Here is an 18,643-nt window from a genome sequence, read left to right as displayed (position 1 = left end):
TGATTACCAAATGGCACACAAAAAGGGAGCGGCCTCGACCCGCAACGGTCGTGACTCCAACGCCCAGCGGCTCGGCGTGAAGCGGTACGGCGGTCAGCTGGTCAACGCCGGCGAGATCATCGTCCGGCAGCGCGGCACGCACTTCCACCCGGGCAACCTGGTCGGCCGTGGCGGCGACGACACGCTGTTCGCGCTGGCCGAGGGCCACGTGGAGTTCGGTACCCGGCGCGGTCGCCGCGTCGTCAACATCGTCCCGGCCCCGGCGGAGTAACACCGCCACCCGGACGTATCAGTAAGCTCTGCAAAGGGCGGGTCGCGGAATACCGCGCACCCGCCCTTTTGCTGTCTATGTAGGACCCGACAGGAAGTAGAGACACACCGATGGCAATCCCCAGCTTCGTCGACCGCGTGACGGTGAATGTCGCCGCGGGCCGCGGCGGAAACGGCTGCGCCTCGGTGCACCGGGAGAAGTTCAAGCCGCTCGGCGGCCCGGACGGCGGCAACGGCGGTGACGGCGGCAGCGTGATCCTGCGCGTCGACCCCGATGTCACCACGCTCGTCGACTACCACCGTTCCAGCCACCGCACCGCGACCAACGGTGCCCAGGGCAAGGGTGACCACCAGGCCGGCAGCAACGGCGGCGACGTGGTCCTCGGCGTCCCGGACGGCACCGTGATCAGCACCGCGAACGGCGAAGTACTCGCGGATCTCGTCGGCCCGGGCGCGGAGTTCGTCGCGGCCCAGGGCGGCAAGGGCGGTCTCGGCAACGCTGCGCTGGCGAGCAGCACCCGCCGCGCGCCCGGGTTCGCGCTGCTCGGCGAGGACGGCGAGGAGCGCACGCTCGTCCTGGAGCTGAAGGTCGTCGCGGACGTCGGCCTGGTCGGCTTCCCGAGCGCGGGCAAGTCGTCGCTGATCGCCGCGATCAGCCGCGCCCGCCCGAAGATCGCGGACTACCCGTTCACGACCCTGATCCCGAACCTCGGCGTCGTGGTCGCCGGCGACACCACGTTCACGGTCGCCGACGTACCGGGCCTGATTGAGGGCGCGAGCGAGGGCCGCGGCCTCGGTCACGACTTCCTGCGCCACGTGGAGCGCTGTGCGGCGCTGGTCCACGTCATCGACTGCGCGACGTACGAGCCGGGTCGCGATCCGCTGAGCGACCTGGACACGATCGAGGCCGAGCTGACCGCGCACGGCGGGCTCGAGGACCGGCCGCGGCTCGTCGCGCTGAACAAGATCGACGTGCCGGACGCCCGCGAGATCGCCGAGATGGTGCAGGCCGAGCTGCAGGAGCGCGGGTACCGGGTGTTCCCGATCTCGACCGCTTCGCACGAGGGGCTCGAGGCGTTGAAGTTCGCGATGGCCGACATCGTCGTACGGCGTCGTGCGGAAGCGGAGAAGCCCGACACCACGCGGATCGTGATCCGGCCGCAGGTGCAGGGCGGGCCCGAGTTCAAGGTGAAGCAGCTGCCGGACGAGGGCGGCTGGCTGGTGCAAGGCCAGAAGCCCGAGCGCTGGGTGAAGCAGACCGACTTCGCGAACGCGGAGGCGACCGGCTACCTCGCGGACCGGCTGAACCGGCTCGGTGTCGAGGATGAGCTGGCCAAGCTCGGCGCACAGCCGGGCGACGCGATCGTGATCGGCGACGGGCCGAACGCGATCGTGTTCGACTTCGCGCCGGACGTCCAGGCCGGTGCGGAGATCCTCGCCCGGCGTGGTGAGGACCACCGGCTCGAGGAGGCCCGGCCGGCGGCGCAGCGGCGGCAGAAGAAGGACTCGGAGTACCACGCCTTCCGCGAGGGGGAGCGGTCCGAGGACTGGTCGGAGTACGGCCAGAACTGGGACAGCGACGAGGTCGACCTGTCCCCGGCCGAGGCGAAACGAGCGGCGGAGGCCGCGGCGAAGCAGGCGCGCAAGGAAGCGCGCGAGCTGGCCGCGGCGGAGGAACTCGACCAGAACGGTTGATTTCATGAAGCATCGCGCGGAGGCGTCGAACGCCACGCGAATCGTCGTCAAGGTCGGCTCGTCGTCGCTGACCCAGCGCGGCAAGATCGACCTGGAACGACTCCGGCTGCTCGTCGACGCGATCGCGGCGCGGCGGGTCGAGGGCACCGAGGTCGTCCTGGTGTCGTCCGGCGCGATCGCCGCCGGGCTGGGGCCGATGGGGCTGCGGTCGCGACCGCGGGACCTGGCGACGCAGCAGGCCGCCGCGTCGGTCGGGCAGGGCCTGCTGATGGCGAGGTACAGCGACGCGTTCGCCGCGCACGGTCTGCGCGTCGGGCAGGTGCTGCTGACGGTCGACGACGTGACGCGCCGATCGCACTACCGCAACGCGTTCCGGACGTTCGCGCGACTGCTCGAGCTGGGCGTCGTACCGATCGTGAACGAGAACGACACGGTCGCGACCACCGAGATCCGCTTCGGCGACAACGACCGGCTGGCCGCGCTGACCAGCCATCTCGTGCACGCCGACCTGTTGCTGCTGCTGTCCGACGTCGACGGCCTGTACGACGGGGATCCGCGCAAACCCGGTACGTCGATGGTGACCGAGATCCGCGGCGCCACCGATCTCGAACCGCTCGCGATCGGGAAGACCGGGGCGTCCGGCGTCGGTACCGGCGGCATGCAGACGAAGGTGGAGGCGGCCGGAATCGCCACCGAGGCAGGGATTCCGGTGATCCTGACGTCGGCCGCCCGGGTCGGCGAGGCGCTCCGCGGCGAACCGGTCGGCACGCTGTTCCACCCCACCGGCCGGCGGCGGAAGACTCGCCTGTTGTGGTTGGCGCACGCGACGTCCGGGCACGGCATCCTGCGGTTGGACGAGGGCGCCGTACGGGCGTTGACGCAACGCCGGGCGTCGCTCCTCCCGGCCGGAATCTCCGCTGTGGAAGGGACTTTCTCCGCGGGCGACCCGGTCGACCTGGTCTCACCGTCGGGCGTCACGATCGCCCGCGGCCTCGTGAACTACGACGCCGCCGAACTCCCCGAACTCCTCGGCCGCTCGACCCGCGACCTGGCCCGCGAGCTCGGAGCGGCGTACGAACGCGAAGTCGTCCACCGCGACGACCTGGTCCTGCTGTGAAGAAGGTCGCGTGGGGTCTGCTCGCGGCGTGGATGATCCACGACCTGGAAGAGCTCGCCACCATGCCGTCGTTCTCGCAGTCACCGGATCTGCCGCAACCGCTGGCGAAGGTGCTGCCCATGTCGCGCACCGAGGCAGCGACCGCGATCGGCCTGACCGGTGTCGCGATGGCCGCCGCCTCGGCCGCGGGCGCGGCAACAGGTGGTCGCAGCAAGTTCTTCCAGGCCTCGCTGATGGGCTTCGGACTGCACGCCGGCACGCACCTCGCCCAGTCTGTCGCCCTCCGCCGCTACACGCCCGGCCTCGTCACGACCCCACTGGTGGTGATCCCGTTCAGCGTCTGGGCCTTGCGCCGACTGAAGGCTGCCGACGTCCCGATCGCCACGAGCGACCGACGACTGAACCTCGCCCTGGCAGCGGTCGTCCCGATCGCCCATGCGGTCGCCCGACTGCCCCGACTCAAACGACTTAGGATGGTGAAGTGAGCGAGATCATCGAGTTGGCGCGGCGGGCGCGGGTGGCGTCGTACGCGCTGGCGGAGGCGTCCCGAGGTACCAAGGACGCGGCGCTGCGGGCGATGGCGGCCGCGCTGCGGGCGAACACCGACGCGATCGTCGCGGCGAACGTGAAGGACGTGGCGGCGGCACGCGACGCCGGTACGCCGGAGTCGACCGTGGACCGGCTCGCCCTGAACCCGTCGCGGGTGGACGGGATGGCCGCCGGGCTGGAGCAGCTCGCCGGGCTGGCGGACCCGGTCGGCGAGGTCGTCCGCGGGTACACGCTGCCGAACGGCCTCGAGCTCCGTCAGGTGCGGGTGCCGTTCGGCGTGGTCGGGATCATCTACGAGGCCCGCCCGAACGTGACCGCCGACGCCGCCGGCATCTGCCTGAAGTCCGGCAACGCCGTACTGCTCCGCGGTTCGTCCTCGGCGGCCGCCTCCAACGAGGCGATCATCGCCGTACTGCGGGACGCCGCCGCGTCGGCCGGTCTGCCCGCCGACGTGGTCCAGGGCGTGCCGACCGATCGGGCCGCGGTGAAGGAACTGATGCAGGCGGGCGGGCTGGTCGACGTACTGATCCCGCGCGGCGGCGCCGGGCTGATCCGGACCGTGGTGGGCGAATCGTCGGTGCCGGTGATCGAGACCGGCGTCGGCAACTGCCACGTGTACGTCGACGCGGACGCGGACCTGGACCTGGGCCTGGAGATCCTGCTGAACTCCAAGACCCAGCGCCCGAGCGTCTGCAACGCCGCCGAATCGCTGCTGGTGCACGCGTCGGTGGCCGACGAGTTCCTGGCCCGCGCGCTGCCCGCGCTGAGCGCGGCCGGCGTGACCGTGCACGGCGATCCGGCAGTAGTTGCCGCTGGCAAGGATGTGGTGGCGGCGACCGAGGAGGACTTCGGGACGGAGTACAACTCGCTCGACCTGTCGGCCGCGGTGGTCGGCTCGCTCGAGGACGCCGTCCAGCACATCCGCCGGTACAGCTCGGGTCACACCGACGCGATCATCACCCGTTCGCAGGCGGCGGCGCGGCGGTTCACGCAGGCGGTCGACTCGGCCGCGGTGGTGGTGAACGCGAGTACCCGGTTCACCGACGGCGGCGAGTTCGGGTTCGGCGCCGAGATCGGGATCTCCACGCAGAAGCTGCACGCCCGCGGGCCGATGGGGCTGCCGGAGATGACGTCGACGAAGTACGTCGTCACGGGCGAGGGCCAGATCCGGGGCTGAGCAACGCGCTCGCGTCCCGGACGCGGACGACGGGCGGCTCGCCGGACACCACGGCAAGAGCCGCCCGATGGTCCGCTCCGACGTCGAGCTGGACCACCTGGATCCCCTCCGGGGTTGTCATGTCCCCGCCCAGGCCTTGTCCGGTCGCCTTCAGCGCCGCCTCCTTCCGCGTCCAGTACTCGGTGAACAGCCGCACCTTGTCGATCCCGGTACGACGCGCCAACTCGCGCACTTCGTCCGCCGCGAACGCGATCCGGGCCACCCCGTCGACGTCGACCTCCGGGTCGATCTTCTCGACGTCGATCCCCACGGGCCGGTCCGCGAAGGCGACCCCGACCAGTTCGCCGGAGTGCGTCACGGACAGCTCGACCCCGTCCGCCCGTACCTTCCCGTGCGGCTTCCCGCACTCCGGGCAGGTCCGGTCGAGCCTGATGCTTGCCGCTGGCAACGAGAACCGCGCGGCGAGCACCCGCCGTACGATCGTCACGCCGAGCAGGAACCGTCGATTGTCGACAATCCTCCGGTAGGCAGCGAAGCGGTCCCGTTCGACCTGGTTGAGGTCCGCGAGGAACTCGTCCCGGGCGGCGTCGACGTTCGCCCACCACACCTCGACCGTCATACCGGGCCTGGCGTCCAGGTCAGCTCGCCCGAGGTGAGCTCGCCGAGTACGCCCTCGATCCACTCGGCCTCGGTGACCGTGACCGCGACCTGGTACTCCGTTTCCAGCAGCGCGTACCGGGGGATCGGCTGACCGTCGACCGTCGACTCCAGTTCCCGCCGCAGCTCGGCGATCCGCTGCGTCAGCAACGCCCGTCGCCGTTCGAGCAACTCACCCGCGGCGTCCGGCGGCAGCAGCATCACGAACGACAACCCGGCCGGGAACTCCGGGAACTCGTTCCGCGGCGTCGTGAGGATCTCCGACAACCACTCCCGGCAGACCTCCCGCCCCGCGTCGGTCAGGTGGTAGACCGTCCGCTCCGGATAGCGCTCGTCCCGCTCGGTCGCGCCGGCCGCGATCAGGCCGGCCTCCTCCAGCCGGACGATCATCCGGTACAGGCTGGTCCGCTGGCCGACGTTCACCACATGGTCCTTGCCCCACTGCTTGATCAGCCGCTGGATCCCGTACGGGTGCAGCGGCCCGTTCTCGAGCAGCCCGAGGATCGCCATCGCCAGCGTCGAACGTCGAAAGGTCACTCCCTCACTCTAAGGGTCAAAGAAACTAGTTGCAATGCAACTAGCAGCTATGTAACTATCGGTGCATGAGCGCAGAACTGACGCAGGGCGCCGTGACCTCCCGCGACGGCACCGAGATCGGCTACTACAAGACCGGCCGAGGGCCGGCCGTCGTCGTCATGCACGGCAGCATGGAATCGGCCACCAGTCACACCCTGTTCGCACAGGAGCTGGCCGACGAGTTCACCGTCTACCTCCCGGATCGCCGCGGCCGCGGGCTCTCCGGTCCGCACACGCCGGACCACGGCGTTCGCACGGAGGTCGAAGACCTGGACGCCGTACTGACCGCGGCCGGGGCCGAGCGTGCGTTCGGGATCAGCGCCGGGGGAGCGGTCGTCCTGGAGGCCGCGCGGACGTTGTCGTCCCTCAAGCAGATCGCGCTGTACGAGCCGGCGATCGTCGCGGACGGCGCTCCGCACCGCGAGTGGCTCCGCCGCTTCGACCAGGAGATCGCGCGCGGAGACGTCGCGGGCGCGATGGTGACGAGCATGTTCGGCTTCGAGATGGCGCCGGCGTTCCTCAAGGTGATGCCGCGCGGCGTGCTGCGCTTCGCGACCGAGAAGATGCTCGCGAAGGACGAGCGGCAGGCCGCGGACGGGGCCGTCGTACTGCGTGATCTCGCGCCGACGATCCACGCCGAGGGCACGATCGTCGCGGAGCTCGCCGGCAGCTTCGACAAGTTCCGGACGCTCGACGCCGACGTACTGCTGCTGGGCGGAACGAAGGGCCTCCGCGGTCTGCGGCCCGGACGCGACACCCTGGAGCGTGTCGTCCCGAATGTCCGGCGGATCGAGTACGACGGCTACGACCACGGCGCGGCCTCGGACCCCGGCGGCGTCAACCCGACCGGCAAGCCGGAGGTCGTACGGCGGATCGCCGCCGACGTGAAGGCCTTCTTCAAGCAGTCCTGAAAGCCCACTCGACCGCATCTGCGATGTCCGTCACCGGGTACCGCACCGCCTGTACGACGCGGTCCGCGCCGACGATCAGCACGACCCGCTTCAACCGCTCGTACCCGCCGGCCCGGAAGGTCGGCAACCGCAGCGCCGCGGCCAGTTCCAGCTCGAGATCCGACAGCAGCAGGTGCGGGATGTCCTCCGCCTCCGCGAACGCCTGCTGCTCGTCGGGCCGCTGCGTACTCACCCCGCGGACGGCGATCCCCTGATCCGTGAACTCGCCGTACCTGCCGGCGAACAGCCGGTTCTCGAGCGTGCAGCCGGTCGTCCCGGCGATGTCCTCCCAGCCGTCCGGCAACGGCGTCGGCCGGCCGGTCGCCGGGTAGCCGAACAGCACCGTCGTACGACTGTCGACATCCAGAATGTCGACAGTCCTGCCGGCGGTCGACGGCAGGGCGATCCGCGGAACGTGCTGACCGACCAGCTCGTGGATGCGTTGCGACGGCGGCTCGTCGGCGTCGTTCGTCCCGGTGAGTGAGCCGTCGCCGAGCAGCCAGCGGTCGCCCCAGTCCTGCAGTGCGACGAGCACCGGGAGGAGGGCGCGTCCGCGCGGCGTCAGCTGGTACGCGTACCGGGTCGGCCGGTCCTGGTACGCCACTTTGTCAACAATCCGACTGTCGACAAGGCCGTTCAGCCGCTCGGTCAGCACCTTGCGGGAGATGTGCAGCGATCCGGCCAACTCGTCGAACCGGGTCAGCCCGCGGGCCAGGTCGCGGACGATCAGCAGTTCCCAGCCGTCGCCGATGACGCCCAGGGACTGCGCGATCGCACAGTCCGGCTCGGGCGAGAAGGTGCTCCGCCGCACGGTCCGTACTCCTTCGATTCCAGTTGCTGCCGGTCGTCCGCGTCGAGTAAGTTCCCAACAGGAACTCACTCTACCGCAAGGGGGCGGACGTGTACTGGCGCCGGATCGCGGAGCTGCCCACCTGGATGAAGGCGGTGATGGCCGGCCAGCTGGTCAACGGCGCCGGTGCGCTGGCCTGGGTCTACCTGACGCTGTACCTGGTCGAGGACCGCGGCATGTCGGCGCAGCAGGCCGGCTTCGCGGCGGCGGCGTACGGCGTCGGGCTGGTCGGCGGGAACCTCGGCGGCGGCTGGTTCGGTGACCGCTTCGGCCTCCGTACGACGGCACTCGCGAGCCAACTGCTGTGGGCGGTGAGCTGTGTCGCGATGCCGTTCACGCCCGGCCCGTCGATCGCGGTCGTCGCCGCGCTGTCGGGTCTCTTCGGTGGCGCGGGCCGCCCGAACCTCAGTGCCCTGGTCGCGATCTCGCTGCCCGCGGAACGCCGCCGCGAAGGGATCGCCTTGTCCCGGACCGCGACCAACGCGGGCTTCACGATCGGCCCACCGCTCGGTGGTCTGCTCGCGACGTACGACTTCTCGCTGGTGTTCTTCGTCGACGCGATCACCAGCTTGGTGATGGCTGCGATCATCTGGCGCTGGGTCCCGAACGCCCGCCGGGCACGAGGATTGTCGACAACCGGATTGTGGACCGCCGTACTCAAGGACCGCGCGGTCCTGGTGGTGCTCGCGACGATCGTGGTCGTCGACACCGTGTACCGGCAGATCTTCGCCACGCTGCCGCTGCTGCTGCGCGACGCGGGCACACCGGCCGTCGCGTACGGCGTACTGCTCGGCGCCAGCTCGGTCGTGATCGTGCTGTTCGAGGCGCCGCTCGCCGTACGGCTGCGGGGTCATCGCGCCACCCGGGTGATCGCGGCCGGCTTCGCGTGCATCGGCATCGGGCAGGCGATCATCGGCGTCTGGCCGGCGCTGGCCGGCGCGGCGTTCGCGATCGTGGTGGTGACCGCGGGGGAGATGCTCTACAAGCCGACCGCCACCGCGCACGTCGCGGACGCGGCGCCGGAGGGGATGGTCGGGCGGTACTCCAGCCTGTACGCGGCGGCGTCGATCAGCGGGATGTTCCTTGCACCGGCGCTCGGCGGTACGGCGTACCAGCACGCGCCCCGACTGCTCTATCCGGTCGCGGCAGCCCTCGCGCTGGCGGCTGCCGGCGTACTGCTGGTCACTCGGGCAACGGCGCCGGACGTCCTTCCCAGCGCGTCGACAGCACGACCGTCGTCCGTGTCCTGACCACGCCGTTCACGCGGCGCAGCGAGCCGACGACCGCCTCCAGCTGGGTGACGTCGGCGACCCGGACCTTGACCACCAGCTCCTGGTCGCCGGCGACGAACCAGCAGTCCTCGACCGCGGGGATCTCCCGGACCTGCTCGACGATGTCGTCGGTCTCCACGTCGTCACGCTGGAACAGGCCGATCAGCGCGCTCGTCCCCAGACCGACCTGGCTGGGGGCGACGACGGCCCGGTAGCCGAGCAGTACGCCGCGCTCCTCGAGCCGCCGTACCCGCTCCTGGACGCTCGGGCCCGACAGACCGACTTCACGGCCGAGCTCGGCCCAGCTCGAGCGGCCGTTCAGCCGCAGCGCCTCGATCAGCTGCCGGTCGATCGCGTCCATGACAACTCCTGTTCACCACAGATTCTAAGGCAGGGAATGCATCTCGCCTTTAATTCGTTTGTGACAGCGTAGTACTTACCGTACAATTTGAGGTACCGGGGTCAGTCCACCCCGGTTCCGCCGTATCAACCCTGTGAAGGAACCATGATCACCCCTGATGTTGCCCGTGCCCGTATCGACGAGCGGCACCGTGCCGCGGCGCAGGCGCGTCGTGCGCACGCCGTACCGTCCACCTGGCGCCGGCTGCTGACCCGTACCGCCCGGAAGAGCTGACCCAGACCGTCACGCGATAGGCTCTGCACCATGCAATCGCACCTGGTGCCGCTGATCGCGGTCGTACAAGAGGCCGCTGTCGACGCCTCGCACATTTCGAAGTGGTGGTTCGGCGGGTTCGCGCTGTTCGTTCTCGTCCTGCTGCTGCTCGTCACCGTCATCATGGGCAAGGGCCGGCCGCACAGCTGACCACGCTGTGGCTTGTGCCTGAAGGGCTGACGTGACTGTGGAGCGGATCAAACGGATCGGCGTGATGGGCGGCACGTTCGACCCGATCCATCACGGCCACCTGGTCGCGGCCAGCGAGGTGCAGTCGTACTTCGACCTCGACGAGGTGATCTTCGTCCCGACCGGCCAGCCCTGGCAGAAGTCGGACCGCAAGGTCTCCCCGGCCGAGGACCGGTACCTGATGACGGTGATCGCGACCGCGTCGAACCCCCGGTTCTCGGTCAGCCGCGTCGACATCGACCGGCCGGGGCCGACGTACACGATCGACACCCTGCGCGACCTGGCCAGGCTGTACCCGGACGCGGAGCTGTTCTTCATCACCGGCGCCGACGCGCTCGCCCAGATCCTCACCTGGCGGGACGTGGACGAGATGTTCAAGCTCGCCCAGTTCGTCGGCTGTACCCGGCCGGGGACCGAGGGGCTCGAGCTGCCGCTGGACAAGCTGCCGATGGACCGGATCACCCTGCTCGAGGTGCCGGCGCTGGCGATCTCGTCCACCGAGTGCCGCGCCCGGGTCGCCAAGGGCAACCCGACCTGGTACCTGGTGCCCGACGGCATCGTCCAGTACATCGCCAAGCGTGAGCTCTACACCAACCGTTAGGACCTTTATGCCTGCCAGTGAACGCGCCATCGAGCTGCTGACCGCGGCCGCGGAAGCGGCCCACGACAAGAAGGCCGAGAACGTCCTCGCCTTCGACGTCTCCGAGCAGCTCGCGATCACCGACGCGTTCCTGGTCGCGTCCGCCTCCAACGACCGCCAGGTGCGCGCGATCGTCGACGCGATCGAGGAGAAGCTCCGCGTCGACTTCGACGCCAAGCCGGTACGCCGCGAAGGCGCGCGCGAGGGCCGCTGGGTGCTGCTCGACTACCTGGAGGTCGTCATCCACGTCCAGCACGACGAGGAGCGCGCGTTCTACTCCCTGGAGCGGCTGTGGCGCGACTGCCCGGTCATCACGCTGCCGTCGGCCGTACCGGACGGCGCCGTGGCCGGCCCGGGCACCTCCGACGCGGCCTCTGAATGACCGCCGGACGGCTGATCGTCTGGCGCCACGGCCGGACCGAGTGGAACCTGCAGAACAAGATCCAGGGCCAGGCCGACATCCCCCTCGACGAGGTAGGCATCGCCCAGGCCCGCGCCGCCGCCGCCCGCCTCGCGGCCCTCGCCCCCACCCGCCTGTTCGCCAGCGACCTCCAACGCGCCGCCGCGACCGCCGGTGAACTCGCCGTACTCACCGACCTCAAGGTCGAGTACGACGAAGCTCTCCGCGAGATCGACGTCGACGACTGGGCCGGCCTCACCACCGCGGAACTGGCCGCCATCAACCCCGAAGCCGCCGCCCGCATCGAAAGCGGCGAACCCCAACGCCGCGGCACCAACGGCGAAACCGTCGAAGAAGTCGCCGCCCGCTTCGCCGCCGCCCTCGCCCGCATCTCCACCGAAGGCACCCCAGAAGACACCATCGTCGTCGCCACCCACGGCCTCGCCGCCCGCGTCGGCATCTGCGTCTTCCTCGGCATCCCCCACACCAGCTGGCCCGCCTTCGGCGGCCTCTCCAACTGCAACTGGGTCTCCCTCCTCCCCGGCCGCCATGGCTGGCGCATAGAGGAATGGAACGCCGGCTCCCTCCCCGAACCAGTCATGAGCGACGACCCCCAAAAGTGACCTACGGAACCCTGACAAAGGACGCCGCTTCGCAGCGGCTGCTCATCAGCCGCCTCCGGCGGCGCGCGAGCCGCTCCGTGGCGCGCATGCACCGGCGAAGCAACCACTCCCACCGGTCAAGGGACACCGCTTCGCGGCGGCTGACTGTTGGCCGCCTCCGGCGGCGCGCGGGCCGGTCCGTGGCGCGCGTTCCCTGGCGAAGCAACTGCTGGCGCCGGTGAGTGGACGCCGCTTCGCGGCGCCTGTCTTGTTGGCCGCCTGCGGCGGCGCGCGGGCTGGTCCGTGGCGCGTGTGCCCCGGCGACAGCAACCGCTGGCCCGGTGCGCGGCAGAAGCCATCCGTTCGTGACGAGTGGTATCCGACCGCCCGATGACCTGCAGTTCCACAAGGCGTATGCGTCGGTTGGGTGGGCTTCACGGTGCGCTCGCGGCGCACGAGGTAGGAGCGCGCGTGCGCATCCTGTCGAGTTGCAGATACAGGCCTCCAAGAGCAGCTCGTTCAGCCATCAACACCGGCCGGCACGACGCGCGCAGCAGGTCGCCGAGCACCCAGCCCGACCACTCCGCAAAGGCGCAATAGACCCGCGTTCCAGAGGCGACGTACGGTAACCGCCAGGCCCCTCACACCCCGAAACCAAGGTGTCCTGGACCACACCAGCCCCACGAGGGAACCGATTTTTCTTTGCGGCCACTCATCCGCTAAGCTTTCGGAGTCGCAAGGACACCGCGGGGCTTTGGCGCAGTTGGTAGCGCGCTTCCATGGCATGGAAGAGGTCAGGGGTTCGAATCCCCTAAGCTCCACCGCAGATCAGAGGCCGGTTCCCACTCGGGAAGCCGGCCTCTTTCATGACCTGAGTGGCTAACTGAGTGACTACGGGTTTCGGGCAGGATCTCGTCCATCGCTTCGGCTCTCTGTCAGCACCGGTCGCAGCTCGTGCTGGCACACGGTCTTAGCGACTTGTGTGCTCTTGTGCCTTGCCAACTGCGCGATCTGTTCGATCTGCACGTCGCTGGCGCCGAGCAGCGACACGAAGCTAGCGACGCCTACGCCTAGGGCTACGACGCGTCCGCCTGCCGGTTGCCGCACCTGAGCGCGAACCGTGCCGACGGTTGCGCCCAGACCAGTTCCGGGGGCCTGGTGGAGCTGTACCTTCCTGGCCACGATTTCGAGTTGGTCACCGCGTAGATCGCCGGTGTGGTGGTCGGCTATGCCTTCGGCAGTCCGCGGGACGGGCACAGGACGATCTGGGATGACCTGCATGCGGCCTACCCGGACGGGAGCGTCGCGGCTGATCCCGTCCCGATGTACATGTTCCGCGAGTTCGCCACTCAACCTGACCATCAGAAGCGCGCCGCCGCTCCGAGGGCTGAAGCCGACAAACAAACTGTCGGAGGCCGTCACCGACCTGCTGCGGGCGGTCGACCAACGCCGAGCCGCCGCACCCCAGCCTGCTCGCCGGTGACGTCGGGCGGTGCACCGGATACAACCCAGGCGTCTCCGCGCTCGCTCAGCTAAACAGCGTGAGGTGACCGCAGCCAAGTGGTCGGACGCCTGACGGCCCTCACAGCAGGCTGACCTACGCCCAAACTCGTCTCGCAACATCTCGCAACCACTCTTGACCGCAACCACTCGCAAGCGGAGGGTAGTCACCGGCAATCAATCGCAACGACCTTCAGGGGAGTACGACATGCGCCTAACCTTCGTCGCTGGAGATCCAGAGTCGAACCCGAAGAACTCACCGACGCTCTACAAGACCGACCGAGGCAGTTGGATCGTGCAGGGCTGGGTCGTCAATGACCCGGACGCCCTGACTACGCTCAACCTTCCCGACGGTGAATCCGCCGTTGAGATCCCGGACCGGATGATCCCGTTCTTCACCCAGGAGGGTCGTGCAGGAGACAACGTCTGACGATCTGTCCGAACTGCTGTCGTCGTTCAAGCACTCAGCGGTTCACCTCGAGACCCGCGACGCCTACGGCACCGTCACCGAACTGCCGTACATGGCCAAGTGGGCGCGGGGTGAACCGGACGATCTGGCCTGGCTGGACGAGTGGTGTCAAGAGCTGCGCGACCACGCGCAGGCGGGTCGCGGTGTCCGGCGGGCCCGGGTCGTCTCGGAGCCTTTGAGCGACTACCAGCGCTGGAGCTATAGCATCGCTCACCCCATGGTCGAGGCGGGCGAAGACATCCGCTGGGTGCCGCGCCGGCTGACGTCAACCATCTGCCTGCCGGGCAACGACTTCTACCTCATCGACAACCTACAGGTCGTGTTCTTGCACTACGCCGGCTCTGGCCTGAACACTGCTTTCACCACTACAACCGACCCGGCGGTTGTCGAGATGTGCTCGTCCGCCTTCGAGCGGGTCTGGGCACTCGCTGTTCCGCACCGTGAGTACCAGCCCGTCTGACGCCGCCCGGAAGGCTCAGCAAGCACTCGGCCTGCGGCTGCGGGAACTACGCAAAGATGCCGGTCTGTCCGGTCGCGAACTCGCGGCCGCGACAGGCTGGCACTTTACGCGTGTCAGCAAAATTGAGAACGGTGTCCAAGGACCGACCGACTCAGACCTCCGTACCTGGTGCACTGCCTGCGCGGCTGAGGACCAGGTCCCCGATCTCATTGCCCAAGTGCGCGCGGTTGAGTCGATGTATATGGAGTTCAAACGCCGGACTCGCGCCGGCATGAAGCAGCTCCTCCAGGCTGGCGGTGACGTATTCGAACGCACCGAACGCTTCCGCATCTACGAGGACAACGTCGTCCCCGGCCTGTTCCAGACCGCCGAGTACGCCACCGAGCTGCTCAGCTTCTGGGTCGACTTCCTGGAGACGCGCAACGATATCGAGGCCGCGGTGGCCGCCCGGATGGAGCGCCAAGCCATCCTGTACCGGGCCGCGAAGACCTTCTCGGTAGTGCTGGAAGAGGCCGCGATCCGCACCCAGTTCGGCACGCCGGACACGATGGCTGGCCAGCTCGACCGCCTGCTGTCGGTTATGACCCTGCCCAACATCTCCTTTGGCGTCGTTCCGCTCATGGTGCAGCGCCGGACCGTTGGCTCGACGGGCTTCTGGATCTTCGACGACACCCTAGTCTCGCTGGAAACCCCCACCGCCAGCATCGACGTCAGCCAGCCGCAAGAGATCGGGCTGTACGAGCGGATGTTCGATCAGCTGCGCCAGCCGGCCCTCTACGGTCGCGACGCCCGAGCGCTAATCATCCGCATCCAGGGTGAATTGGCATAGCAACTGTTCGCAACTGTCTGGTCGTTGCCCATAGCACCTTTGTAGCGTCATTGACATGACGGCAACGGTCATGCATACGAGGGACGGGCAACGCCCGCACGCATCTGAAACCTGCTACTCGCTCCGCTGCAGGTGCGGTCCCGAGAACCGCCGCCAGCCAGCCGAACGTTCGCGGGCCTACGCCTACATTCGTGCCGAGCTGCTGGTATCCACTTCCGAGGTCAACCGCACCAAGGAGCGGCTGTCCGCGTTCGCCAAAACCTCCGGCTTGGAGCTGGCGGCGGTCTTTGTAGAAGGGGATCCGCAGCGGCCGCTGCTGGCGTTTGAACGGTTCTTCCAAGCTGTCATGCGCGACCACGTCCCGGTGGTGCTCCTGCCGAGCCTGCTGCACCTCATGGTCCTGGGGGCGCCGGGTCGGATCCGGGAACACTTCGAAGCCGCGACCGAGGCTCGGGTCGTCACCTTGGACCACCGTGTGGCCTGTCCCGCTCGCGAGGCGGTGTCTTGACCCGCTTTGCGACCACATACGTCCTTGGCCGAGTCGTCTGTTCCCCTGTGGAGGACTCGGCCAGGGATCTCAAACCGGCTGGCGCGGTGTAGTGAGGCGAGTCCTGCACTGCGCCAGCCGTTCCACGCTCCCGCCCTCTCCGAGTGAGGCCGTCATATGTCGCAGATCGAGCAACTGAAGATGCAGCTCCACGGCCTGGCCGACCAGTCCCGGCAAGGTGCGGGCAGCCTGGCCGGGTTCAAGCAACGCTTCGAGCAAGCCAGCCAACACGTCCAAGCCCTCATCTCGGGCTCTGCCACTCGCGCCGACCAGGACATCGCGACCATGCTCGACGCGGCGGGTAAGTCAGTCGAACAGGCCGTCCAGGCGTTGCAGATTGCCGAAGCCGGGTGCCGTAGCTACGCCAACCAGATTTAGCCGGCGCGCCCACCGCCTATGCCCTCCGAACTGCAACGGGTGGCGCAGGGACTCCTGTCGGCGCTAGATGAGATCCCGCTTGTCGTGACCTACCTGCATGACTCCGCGCGCAAGTATCGCGAGGCTGCGGCTTGGGTCGGCGGTCTGACCAACAACTCGCAAGCCCGGATGGCGGCCGCCCAGCTCGACGAGGCTGCTCGCCGTTGCGAGGAAGCCGCTCACTACCTGTCCCTGGCACCACCCAAGGCCCGCAGCTGGGTCGAGCAGATGGTTAGCGGTGAGCGCATCGCCGAGCCCTGCCCCGCTGACGCCCTACCGCCGGCTGGCGGAGGCGGGAGCCACCCGGCCACGGACAGCCGGCGGGCGGGCGGAGGTCGAGACGATGACTGGGACCCGGCCGTCCGAGAGATCTTTCAGCGCCTGCCGGTCCGGGCCCGCAAGGACAAGACCCGTGGCGTCTGGGTCGACCCGGATGGCACCGAACATGACCTCAACTCTGGCGTCGACGAGTACACCGGCGATGCCGAGCGCCTCATCGTGGAGGAGGACCTCGATATCGCTCCTGGTGATGTCACGCTCGGCTCGCACGTGGAGGTCAAGTTCGCCATGTTCATGCGCCGCAACGGCCTCAGCAACGAAACCATCATCATTAACAACCGGCCCTGCGAGGGTCCGTACAGCTGTGACGAGAATCTGGAAAAGTTCCTTCCAGACGGGGCCAAGCTCACCGTCTGGGGCCCCAACAACTTTAAGAAGACCTACGCCGAACCACCCAGCGAGGAGCCACCGGCATGACCTATACCATTGCGGCCTACTACAAGCACGGGCACGGCCAGGACCCGGTCATCATCTCTACGCCGGAACAAGTGGACGAGCTCGTGGACGCCCTACTGGCCGAGTCGTTCGACAACACCGTTGCCGCCCTTTACATCCGCGAACGGCACAAAACCGGCAAGGGCCGCCCCGACCACGAGCTCCGCGTCGGCGTCGGCCCCGAGCGCAAACTCGGCAGCGTCCGCTACGCGGGCGTTGTGGACGAGCAGCGAGGCGCCTGGTACATCGGCGGGCAACCGATCCGGCACGACGAGGTCTACTACGAGTACATGGGTAGCCCACAAGACTTTCCGGCCGACGCAGAAGTCCCGCTCGATGTGGTACGTCAGGTCATCCAGGAGTTTCTAGCTTCGGGCACGCGGCCGCCTTCGGCGCAGTGGAAGGTTCTGACTTCGAGATCGAGCTAGGCGCACTGGCGTGCCCCGCGAGGTGGTATCTGATCCCGGATCGAGCGCGCCACTTCGCCGCCCCACGTACCGGACCAGGCCGGAAGGTCACGAGATGTACTCGATCTGCGACCCAGGGCTTGGCAACGGAGCGTGACGCAGGCATAGTATTTGCGGCAACAAAGGGGGCAGGAGCTTTACCATTCGCAGAACCTGAATGGTAAAGTATTTACACTATTTAGGTGGGGGAAGTTTCGTGAGTTACCGCAACAAGACGTACATTGCCTTTGCCAGCGAGGACATCGGCTCCTATCGGCTTATGGAAGCCTGGCGCGAGAACGAGAATATCGATTTCAACTTCTACGATGCGCATGACCTCTACAAGGCGCGCGACACCAGCAAGCCAGAATCCATCAAGGCTCGCCTCCGTGAGCGGATGAACAACGCCAAACAGTTCGTCTTGCTCGGCAGCACCATCGCCAAGAAGAAGGGTGGAGACGGCCGATCGTTCCTGGCCTACGAGGTTGAGACAATGGTCCGCCTCAACCTGCCCGTCGTTGTCGCTAACCTTGACAGCGATCGGAGGGTGGATCGGAACTTCATTCCAGCCCCACTGCTGGATGCCGACTACTACACGGTGTCGGTGTCGTTCCAGCCGGCCATCATCAAGCATGCGCTCAATGACTACGCAGACGAGTTCGCGAGCAGCTCGAAGGCTGGTCCGCATCAATACCCTGCGAGCGTGTATAAGCGGCTCGGTCTATGAGCCAGGCGCTGCTTCATGATCTGAAGCGTCGTCGCTTCTGGAGACACATCGTCGGTCATGCGCTGTCAGCAGTCGGTCTGATCGCGGTTCTTGCTGGACTCTACGACGTGTTCTTCCCTGGCCTGGCTAAAGGCGTTGGAACATGGCTCACTCTCGCGACGATCCTGACCGCACTGGCCTACGCTTTCATACGCTCATGGCCTCGACCGATTGAGCAGCAGTACGAGGCGCCAAGTGTGAAGATCAGTCTTGTTAGGGGCGACATCCTCGATCAGGCGACGGATCATCTCGTGATCGGCATGCCGACGACTTTCGATACCGAGACCCCGCACATCATCGAGCGGAAGAGCCTCCAGGGCCAGTTCATCGAGAGACTCTACGGCGGGGACCTGAAGCGTCTGGACACTGATCTGGATCAGGCGCTCAGTACCAGAGTTCCGGTCGACGCGATCGCGAAACCCGGCAAGACGAAGGTCTACGAGGTGGGCACAGTGGCGGTGCTGCAGCAAACCACCCGATGCTTCTTCTGCGTCGCGTACTCCGAGATGGACCAGAAGAACGTTGCCCGGAGCTCAATCGAGAACATCTGGCGCGGCCTCGATCAACTCTGGCGGGCAGTGACCGACCACGCCAACGGCGGGACGGTGGCGGTCCCGGTAGTCGGCCTAGGGCTGTCAAGGCTGTCGCAGATTCTGCCTGCTCAGGACTCGATCCGGTTCATCATCTTGTCGTTTATGTTCGCCTGCCGCCGAGAGCGGGTATGCGATGAGCTCAAGATTGTGGTCCAGCCGGCGCAGTACGACCGGCTCGACCGTATGGAGATTCAGGCCTTCTTGATGTCGCTGAGGGCTTCTTGAC

At 67.8% G+C, this 18,643-nt stretch carries 25 protein-coding genes and 1 tRNA gene; 22 read left to right on the top strand and 4 right to left on the bottom strand.

The features are described from left to right. The first annotated feature begins 10 nt into the window (after positions 1-10). From rpmA to ACFV9C_RS29885, 5 genes are all read left to right on the top strand, one after another. Entirely contained in the window at positions 11-271 is a 261-nt protein-coding gene (gene rpmA, locus ACFV9C_RS29905; RefSeq protein ID WP_130381076.1) for a 50S ribosomal protein L27, read from the top strand. Positions 272-381: 110 nt separating this feature from the next. After that, positions 382-1,965 (top strand): GTPase ObgE, encoded by a 1,584-nt coding sequence (gene obgE, locus ACFV9C_RS29900; RefSeq protein ID WP_380198872.1) that lies wholly within the window; start codon positions 382-384, stop codon positions 1,963-1,965. Between the two features lie 4 nt (positions 1,966-1,969). Further along, positions 1,970-3,082: a glutamate 5-kinase gene (proB, locus tag ACFV9C_RS29895; RefSeq protein WP_380198871.1), complete on the top strand. Its 1,113-nt coding sequence runs from the start codon at positions 1,970-1,972 to the stop codon at positions 3,080-3,082. After that, complete coding sequence (locus tag ACFV9C_RS29890; RefSeq protein WP_380198870.1) at positions 3,079-3,567, top strand: HXXEE domain-containing protein; 489 nt, start codon at positions 3,079-3,081, stop codon at positions 3,565-3,567. Before proB ends, ACFV9C_RS29890 begins: the two co-directional genes overlap by 4 nt. After that, positions 3,564-4,808 (top strand): glutamate-5-semialdehyde dehydrogenase, encoded by a 1,245-nt coding sequence (locus ACFV9C_RS29885; RefSeq protein ID WP_380198869.1) that lies wholly within the window; start codon positions 3,564-3,566, stop codon positions 4,806-4,808. The genes ACFV9C_RS29890 and ACFV9C_RS29885 overlap by 4 nt, the downstream gene beginning before the upstream one ends. Here the strand turns inward: ACFV9C_RS29885 and ACFV9C_RS29880 are convergent. Beyond that, complete coding sequence (locus tag ACFV9C_RS29880) at positions 4,780-5,427, bottom strand: 4'-phosphopantetheinyl transferase family protein (protein ID WP_380198868.1); 648 nt, start codon at positions 5,425-5,427, stop codon at positions 4,780-4,782. The two genes, ACFV9C_RS29885 and ACFV9C_RS29880, sit on opposite strands and share 29 nt — an antisense overlap. Then, a complete protein-coding gene (locus ACFV9C_RS29875; RefSeq protein WP_380198866.1) occupies positions 5,424-6,002 on the bottom strand; it encodes a PadR family transcriptional regulator in 579 nt (192 codons plus the stop codon). Before ACFV9C_RS29875 ends, ACFV9C_RS29880 begins: the two co-directional genes overlap by 4 nt. Positions 6,003-6,067: 65 nt before the next feature. On the opposite strand from ACFV9C_RS29875, the gene ACFV9C_RS29870 reads away from it, so the two are divergent. After that, positions 6,068-6,952 carry an alpha/beta fold hydrolase gene (locus tag ACFV9C_RS29870; protein WP_380198865.1) on the top strand — a complete coding sequence of 295 codons (885 nt, stop codon included), beginning with the start codon at positions 6,068-6,070 and terminating at the stop codon, positions 6,950-6,952. Here the strand turns inward: ACFV9C_RS29870 and ACFV9C_RS29865 are convergent. Beyond that, positions 6,939-7,802: a winged helix-turn-helix transcriptional regulator gene (locus tag ACFV9C_RS29865; protein ID WP_380198864.1), complete on the bottom strand. Its 864-nt coding sequence runs from the start codon at positions 7,800-7,802 to the stop codon at positions 6,939-6,941. The genes ACFV9C_RS29870 and ACFV9C_RS29865 overlap by 14 nt on opposite strands. A gap of 89 nt (positions 7,803-7,891) precedes the next feature. Between ACFV9C_RS29865 and ACFV9C_RS29860 the strand changes: the two genes are divergently transcribed. After that, the gene (locus tag ACFV9C_RS29860; RefSeq protein ID WP_380198863.1) at positions 7,892-9,091 is read left to right on the top strand and encodes an MFS transporter; all 1,200 of its coding nucleotides are present in this window, start codon (positions 7,892-7,894) and stop codon (positions 9,089-9,091) included. Here ACFV9C_RS29860 and ACFV9C_RS29855 read toward each other — a convergent pair. Next, positions 9,024-9,473 carry an Lrp/AsnC family transcriptional regulator gene (locus ACFV9C_RS29855; RefSeq protein ID WP_380198862.1) on the bottom strand — a complete coding sequence of 150 codons (450 nt, stop codon included), beginning with the start codon at positions 9,471-9,473 and terminating at the stop codon, positions 9,024-9,026. The genes ACFV9C_RS29860 and ACFV9C_RS29855 overlap by 68 nt on opposite strands. A gap of 144 nt (positions 9,474-9,617) precedes the next feature. Here ACFV9C_RS29855 and ACFV9C_RS29850 point away from each other — a divergent pair, with 144 nt between their 5' ends. From ACFV9C_RS29850 to ACFV9C_RS29780, 15 genes are all read left to right on the top strand, one after another. Continuing rightward, entirely contained in the window at positions 9,618-9,746 is a 129-nt protein-coding gene (locus tag ACFV9C_RS29850; RefSeq protein ID WP_380198860.1) for a hypothetical protein, read from the top strand. A gap of 30 nt (positions 9,747-9,776) precedes the next feature. Then, on the top strand, positions 9,777-9,935 hold the full coding sequence (locus ACFV9C_RS29845; protein ID WP_380198859.1) for a hypothetical protein: 159 nt from the start codon (positions 9,777-9,779) through the stop codon (positions 9,933-9,935). A gap of 31 nt (positions 9,936-9,966) precedes the next feature. Continuing rightward, positions 9,967-10,575 carry a nicotinate-nucleotide adenylyltransferase gene (gene nadD, locus ACFV9C_RS29840; RefSeq protein WP_380198858.1) on the top strand — a complete coding sequence of 203 codons (609 nt, stop codon included), beginning with the start codon at positions 9,967-9,969 and terminating at the stop codon, positions 10,573-10,575. Between the two features lie 7 nt (positions 10,576-10,582). After that, on the top strand, positions 10,583-10,996 hold the full coding sequence (gene rsfS / locus ACFV9C_RS29835; RefSeq protein ID WP_380198857.1) for a ribosome silencing factor: 414 nt from the start codon (positions 10,583-10,585) through the stop codon (positions 10,994-10,996). Beyond that, positions 10,993-11,637 carry a histidine phosphatase family protein gene (locus ACFV9C_RS29830; protein WP_380198856.1) on the top strand — a complete coding sequence of 215 codons (645 nt, stop codon included), beginning with the start codon at positions 10,993-10,995 and terminating at the stop codon, positions 11,635-11,637. The genes rsfS and ACFV9C_RS29830 overlap by 4 nt, the downstream gene beginning before the upstream one ends. A gap of 727 nt (positions 11,638-12,364) precedes the next feature. Further along, positions 12,365-12,437: transfer RNA gene (locus tag ACFV9C_RS29825), tRNA-Ala, on the top strand. An 887-nt stretch (positions 12,438-13,324) separates the two neighbouring features. Next, positions 13,325-13,546, top strand: coding sequence for a hypothetical protein (locus ACFV9C_RS29820; RefSeq protein ID WP_380198855.1), 222 nt, complete (start codon positions 13,325-13,327; stop codon positions 13,544-13,546). After that, positions 13,527-14,045 (top strand): DUF6879 family protein, encoded by a 519-nt coding sequence (locus ACFV9C_RS29815; RefSeq protein WP_380198854.1) that lies wholly within the window; start codon positions 13,527-13,529, stop codon positions 14,043-14,045. The genes ACFV9C_RS29820 and ACFV9C_RS29815 overlap by 20 nt, the downstream gene beginning before the upstream one ends. Further along, positions 14,026-14,874, top strand: coding sequence for a helix-turn-helix domain-containing protein (locus ACFV9C_RS29810; protein ID WP_380198853.1), 849 nt, complete (start codon positions 14,026-14,028; stop codon positions 14,872-14,874). Before ACFV9C_RS29815 ends, ACFV9C_RS29810 begins: the two co-directional genes overlap by 20 nt. Positions 14,875-14,929: 55 nt before the next feature. After that, positions 14,930-15,382 (top strand): hypothetical protein, encoded by a 453-nt coding sequence (locus ACFV9C_RS29805; protein WP_380198852.1) that lies wholly within the window; start codon positions 14,930-14,932, stop codon positions 15,380-15,382. 156 nt (positions 15,383-15,538) lie between these two features. Beyond that, positions 15,539-15,799: a hypothetical protein gene (locus ACFV9C_RS29800; protein ID WP_380198851.1), complete on the top strand. Its 261-nt coding sequence runs from the start codon at positions 15,539-15,541 to the stop codon at positions 15,797-15,799. 18 nt (positions 15,800-15,817) lie between these two features. Next, complete coding sequence (locus ACFV9C_RS29795) at positions 15,818-16,594, top strand: DddA-like double-stranded DNA deaminase toxin (protein WP_380198850.1); 777 nt, start codon at positions 15,818-15,820, stop codon at positions 16,592-16,594. Continuing rightward, the gene (locus tag ACFV9C_RS29790; protein ID WP_380198849.1) at positions 16,591-17,040 is read left to right on the top strand and encodes an Imm1 family immunity protein; all 450 of its coding nucleotides are present in this window, start codon (positions 16,591-16,593) and stop codon (positions 17,038-17,040) included. Before ACFV9C_RS29795 ends, ACFV9C_RS29790 begins: the two co-directional genes overlap by 4 nt. 235 nt (positions 17,041-17,275) lie before the next feature. Continuing rightward, entirely contained in the window at positions 17,276-17,785 is a 510-nt protein-coding gene (locus ACFV9C_RS29785) for a TIR domain-containing protein (RefSeq protein WP_380198848.1), read from the top strand. Beyond that, the gene (locus tag ACFV9C_RS29780; RefSeq protein ID WP_380198846.1) at positions 17,782-18,642 is read left to right on the top strand and encodes a macro domain-containing protein; all 861 of its coding nucleotides are present in this window, start codon (positions 17,782-17,784) and stop codon (positions 18,640-18,642) included. The genes ACFV9C_RS29785 and ACFV9C_RS29780 overlap by 4 nt, the downstream gene beginning before the upstream one ends. Position 18,643: the final 1 nt, after the last annotated feature.

The sequence above is a fragment of the Kribbella sp. NPDC059898 genome (assembly GCF_042730855.1).
Classification (GTDB): domain Bacteria; phylum Actinomycetota; class Actinomycetes; order Propionibacteriales; family Kribbellaceae; genus Kribbella.
Note: the sequence above shows the minus strand (reverse complement) of the source record. Positions and strands in the feature narration are given on the sequence as shown.

What these genes read in the sequence shown, in the direction of transcription:
- rpmA (WP_130381076.1), top strand. Translation starts at nt 11, where the DNA reads ATGGCACACAAAAAGGGAGCGGCCTCGACCCGCAACGGTCGTGACTCC.
- obgE (WP_380198872.1), top strand. Translation starts at nt 382, where the DNA reads ATGGCAATCCCCAGCTTCGTCGACCGCGTGACGGTGAATGTCGCCGCG.
- proB (WP_380198871.1), top strand. Translation starts at nt 1,970, where the DNA reads ATGAAGCATCGCGCGGAGGCGTCGAACGCCACGCGAATCGTCGTCAAG.
- ACFV9C_RS29880 (WP_380198868.1), bottom strand. Translation starts at nt 5,427, where the DNA reads ATGACGGTCGAGGTGTGGTGGGCGAACGTCGACGCCGCCCGGGACGAG.
- ACFV9C_RS29870 (WP_380198865.1), top strand. Translation starts at nt 6,068, where the DNA reads ATGAGCGCAGAACTGACGCAGGGCGCCGTGACCTCCCGCGACGGCACC.
- ACFV9C_RS29855 (WP_380198862.1), bottom strand. Translation starts at nt 9,473, where the DNA reads ATGGACGCGATCGACCGGCAGCTGATCGAGGCGCTGCGGCTGAACGGC.
- ACFV9C_RS29850 (WP_380198860.1), top strand. Translation starts at nt 9,618, where the DNA reads ATGATCACCCCTGATGTTGCCCGTGCCCGTATCGACGAGCGGCACCGT.
- ACFV9C_RS29845 (WP_380198859.1), top strand. Translation starts at nt 9,777, where the DNA reads ATGCAATCGCACCTGGTGCCGCTGATCGCGGTCGTACAAGAGGCCGCT.
- rsfS (WP_380198857.1), top strand. Translation starts at nt 10,583, where the DNA reads ATGCCTGCCAGTGAACGCGCCATCGAGCTGCTGACCGCGGCCGCGGAA.
- ACFV9C_RS29830 (WP_380198856.1), top strand. Translation starts at nt 10,993, where the DNA reads ATGACCGCCGGACGGCTGATCGTCTGGCGCCACGGCCGGACCGAGTGG.
- ACFV9C_RS29820 (WP_380198855.1), top strand. Translation starts at nt 13,325, where the DNA reads ATGCGCCTAACCTTCGTCGCTGGAGATCCAGAGTCGAACCCGAAGAAC.
- ACFV9C_RS29805 (WP_380198852.1), top strand. Translation starts at nt 14,930, where the DNA reads ATGACGGCAACGGTCATGCATACGAGGGACGGGCAACGCCCGCACGCA.
- ACFV9C_RS29800 (WP_380198851.1), top strand. Translation starts at nt 15,539, where the DNA reads ATGTCGCAGATCGAGCAACTGAAGATGCAGCTCCACGGCCTGGCCGAC.
- ACFV9C_RS29795 (WP_380198850.1), top strand. Translation starts at nt 15,818, where the DNA reads ATGCCCTCCGAACTGCAACGGGTGGCGCAGGGACTCCTGTCGGCGCTA.
- ACFV9C_RS29790 (WP_380198849.1), top strand. Translation starts at nt 16,591, where the DNA reads ATGACCTATACCATTGCGGCCTACTACAAGCACGGGCACGGCCAGGAC.
- ACFV9C_RS29780 (WP_380198846.1), top strand. Translation starts at nt 17,782, where the DNA reads ATGAGCCAGGCGCTGCTTCATGATCTGAAGCGTCGTCGCTTCTGGAGA.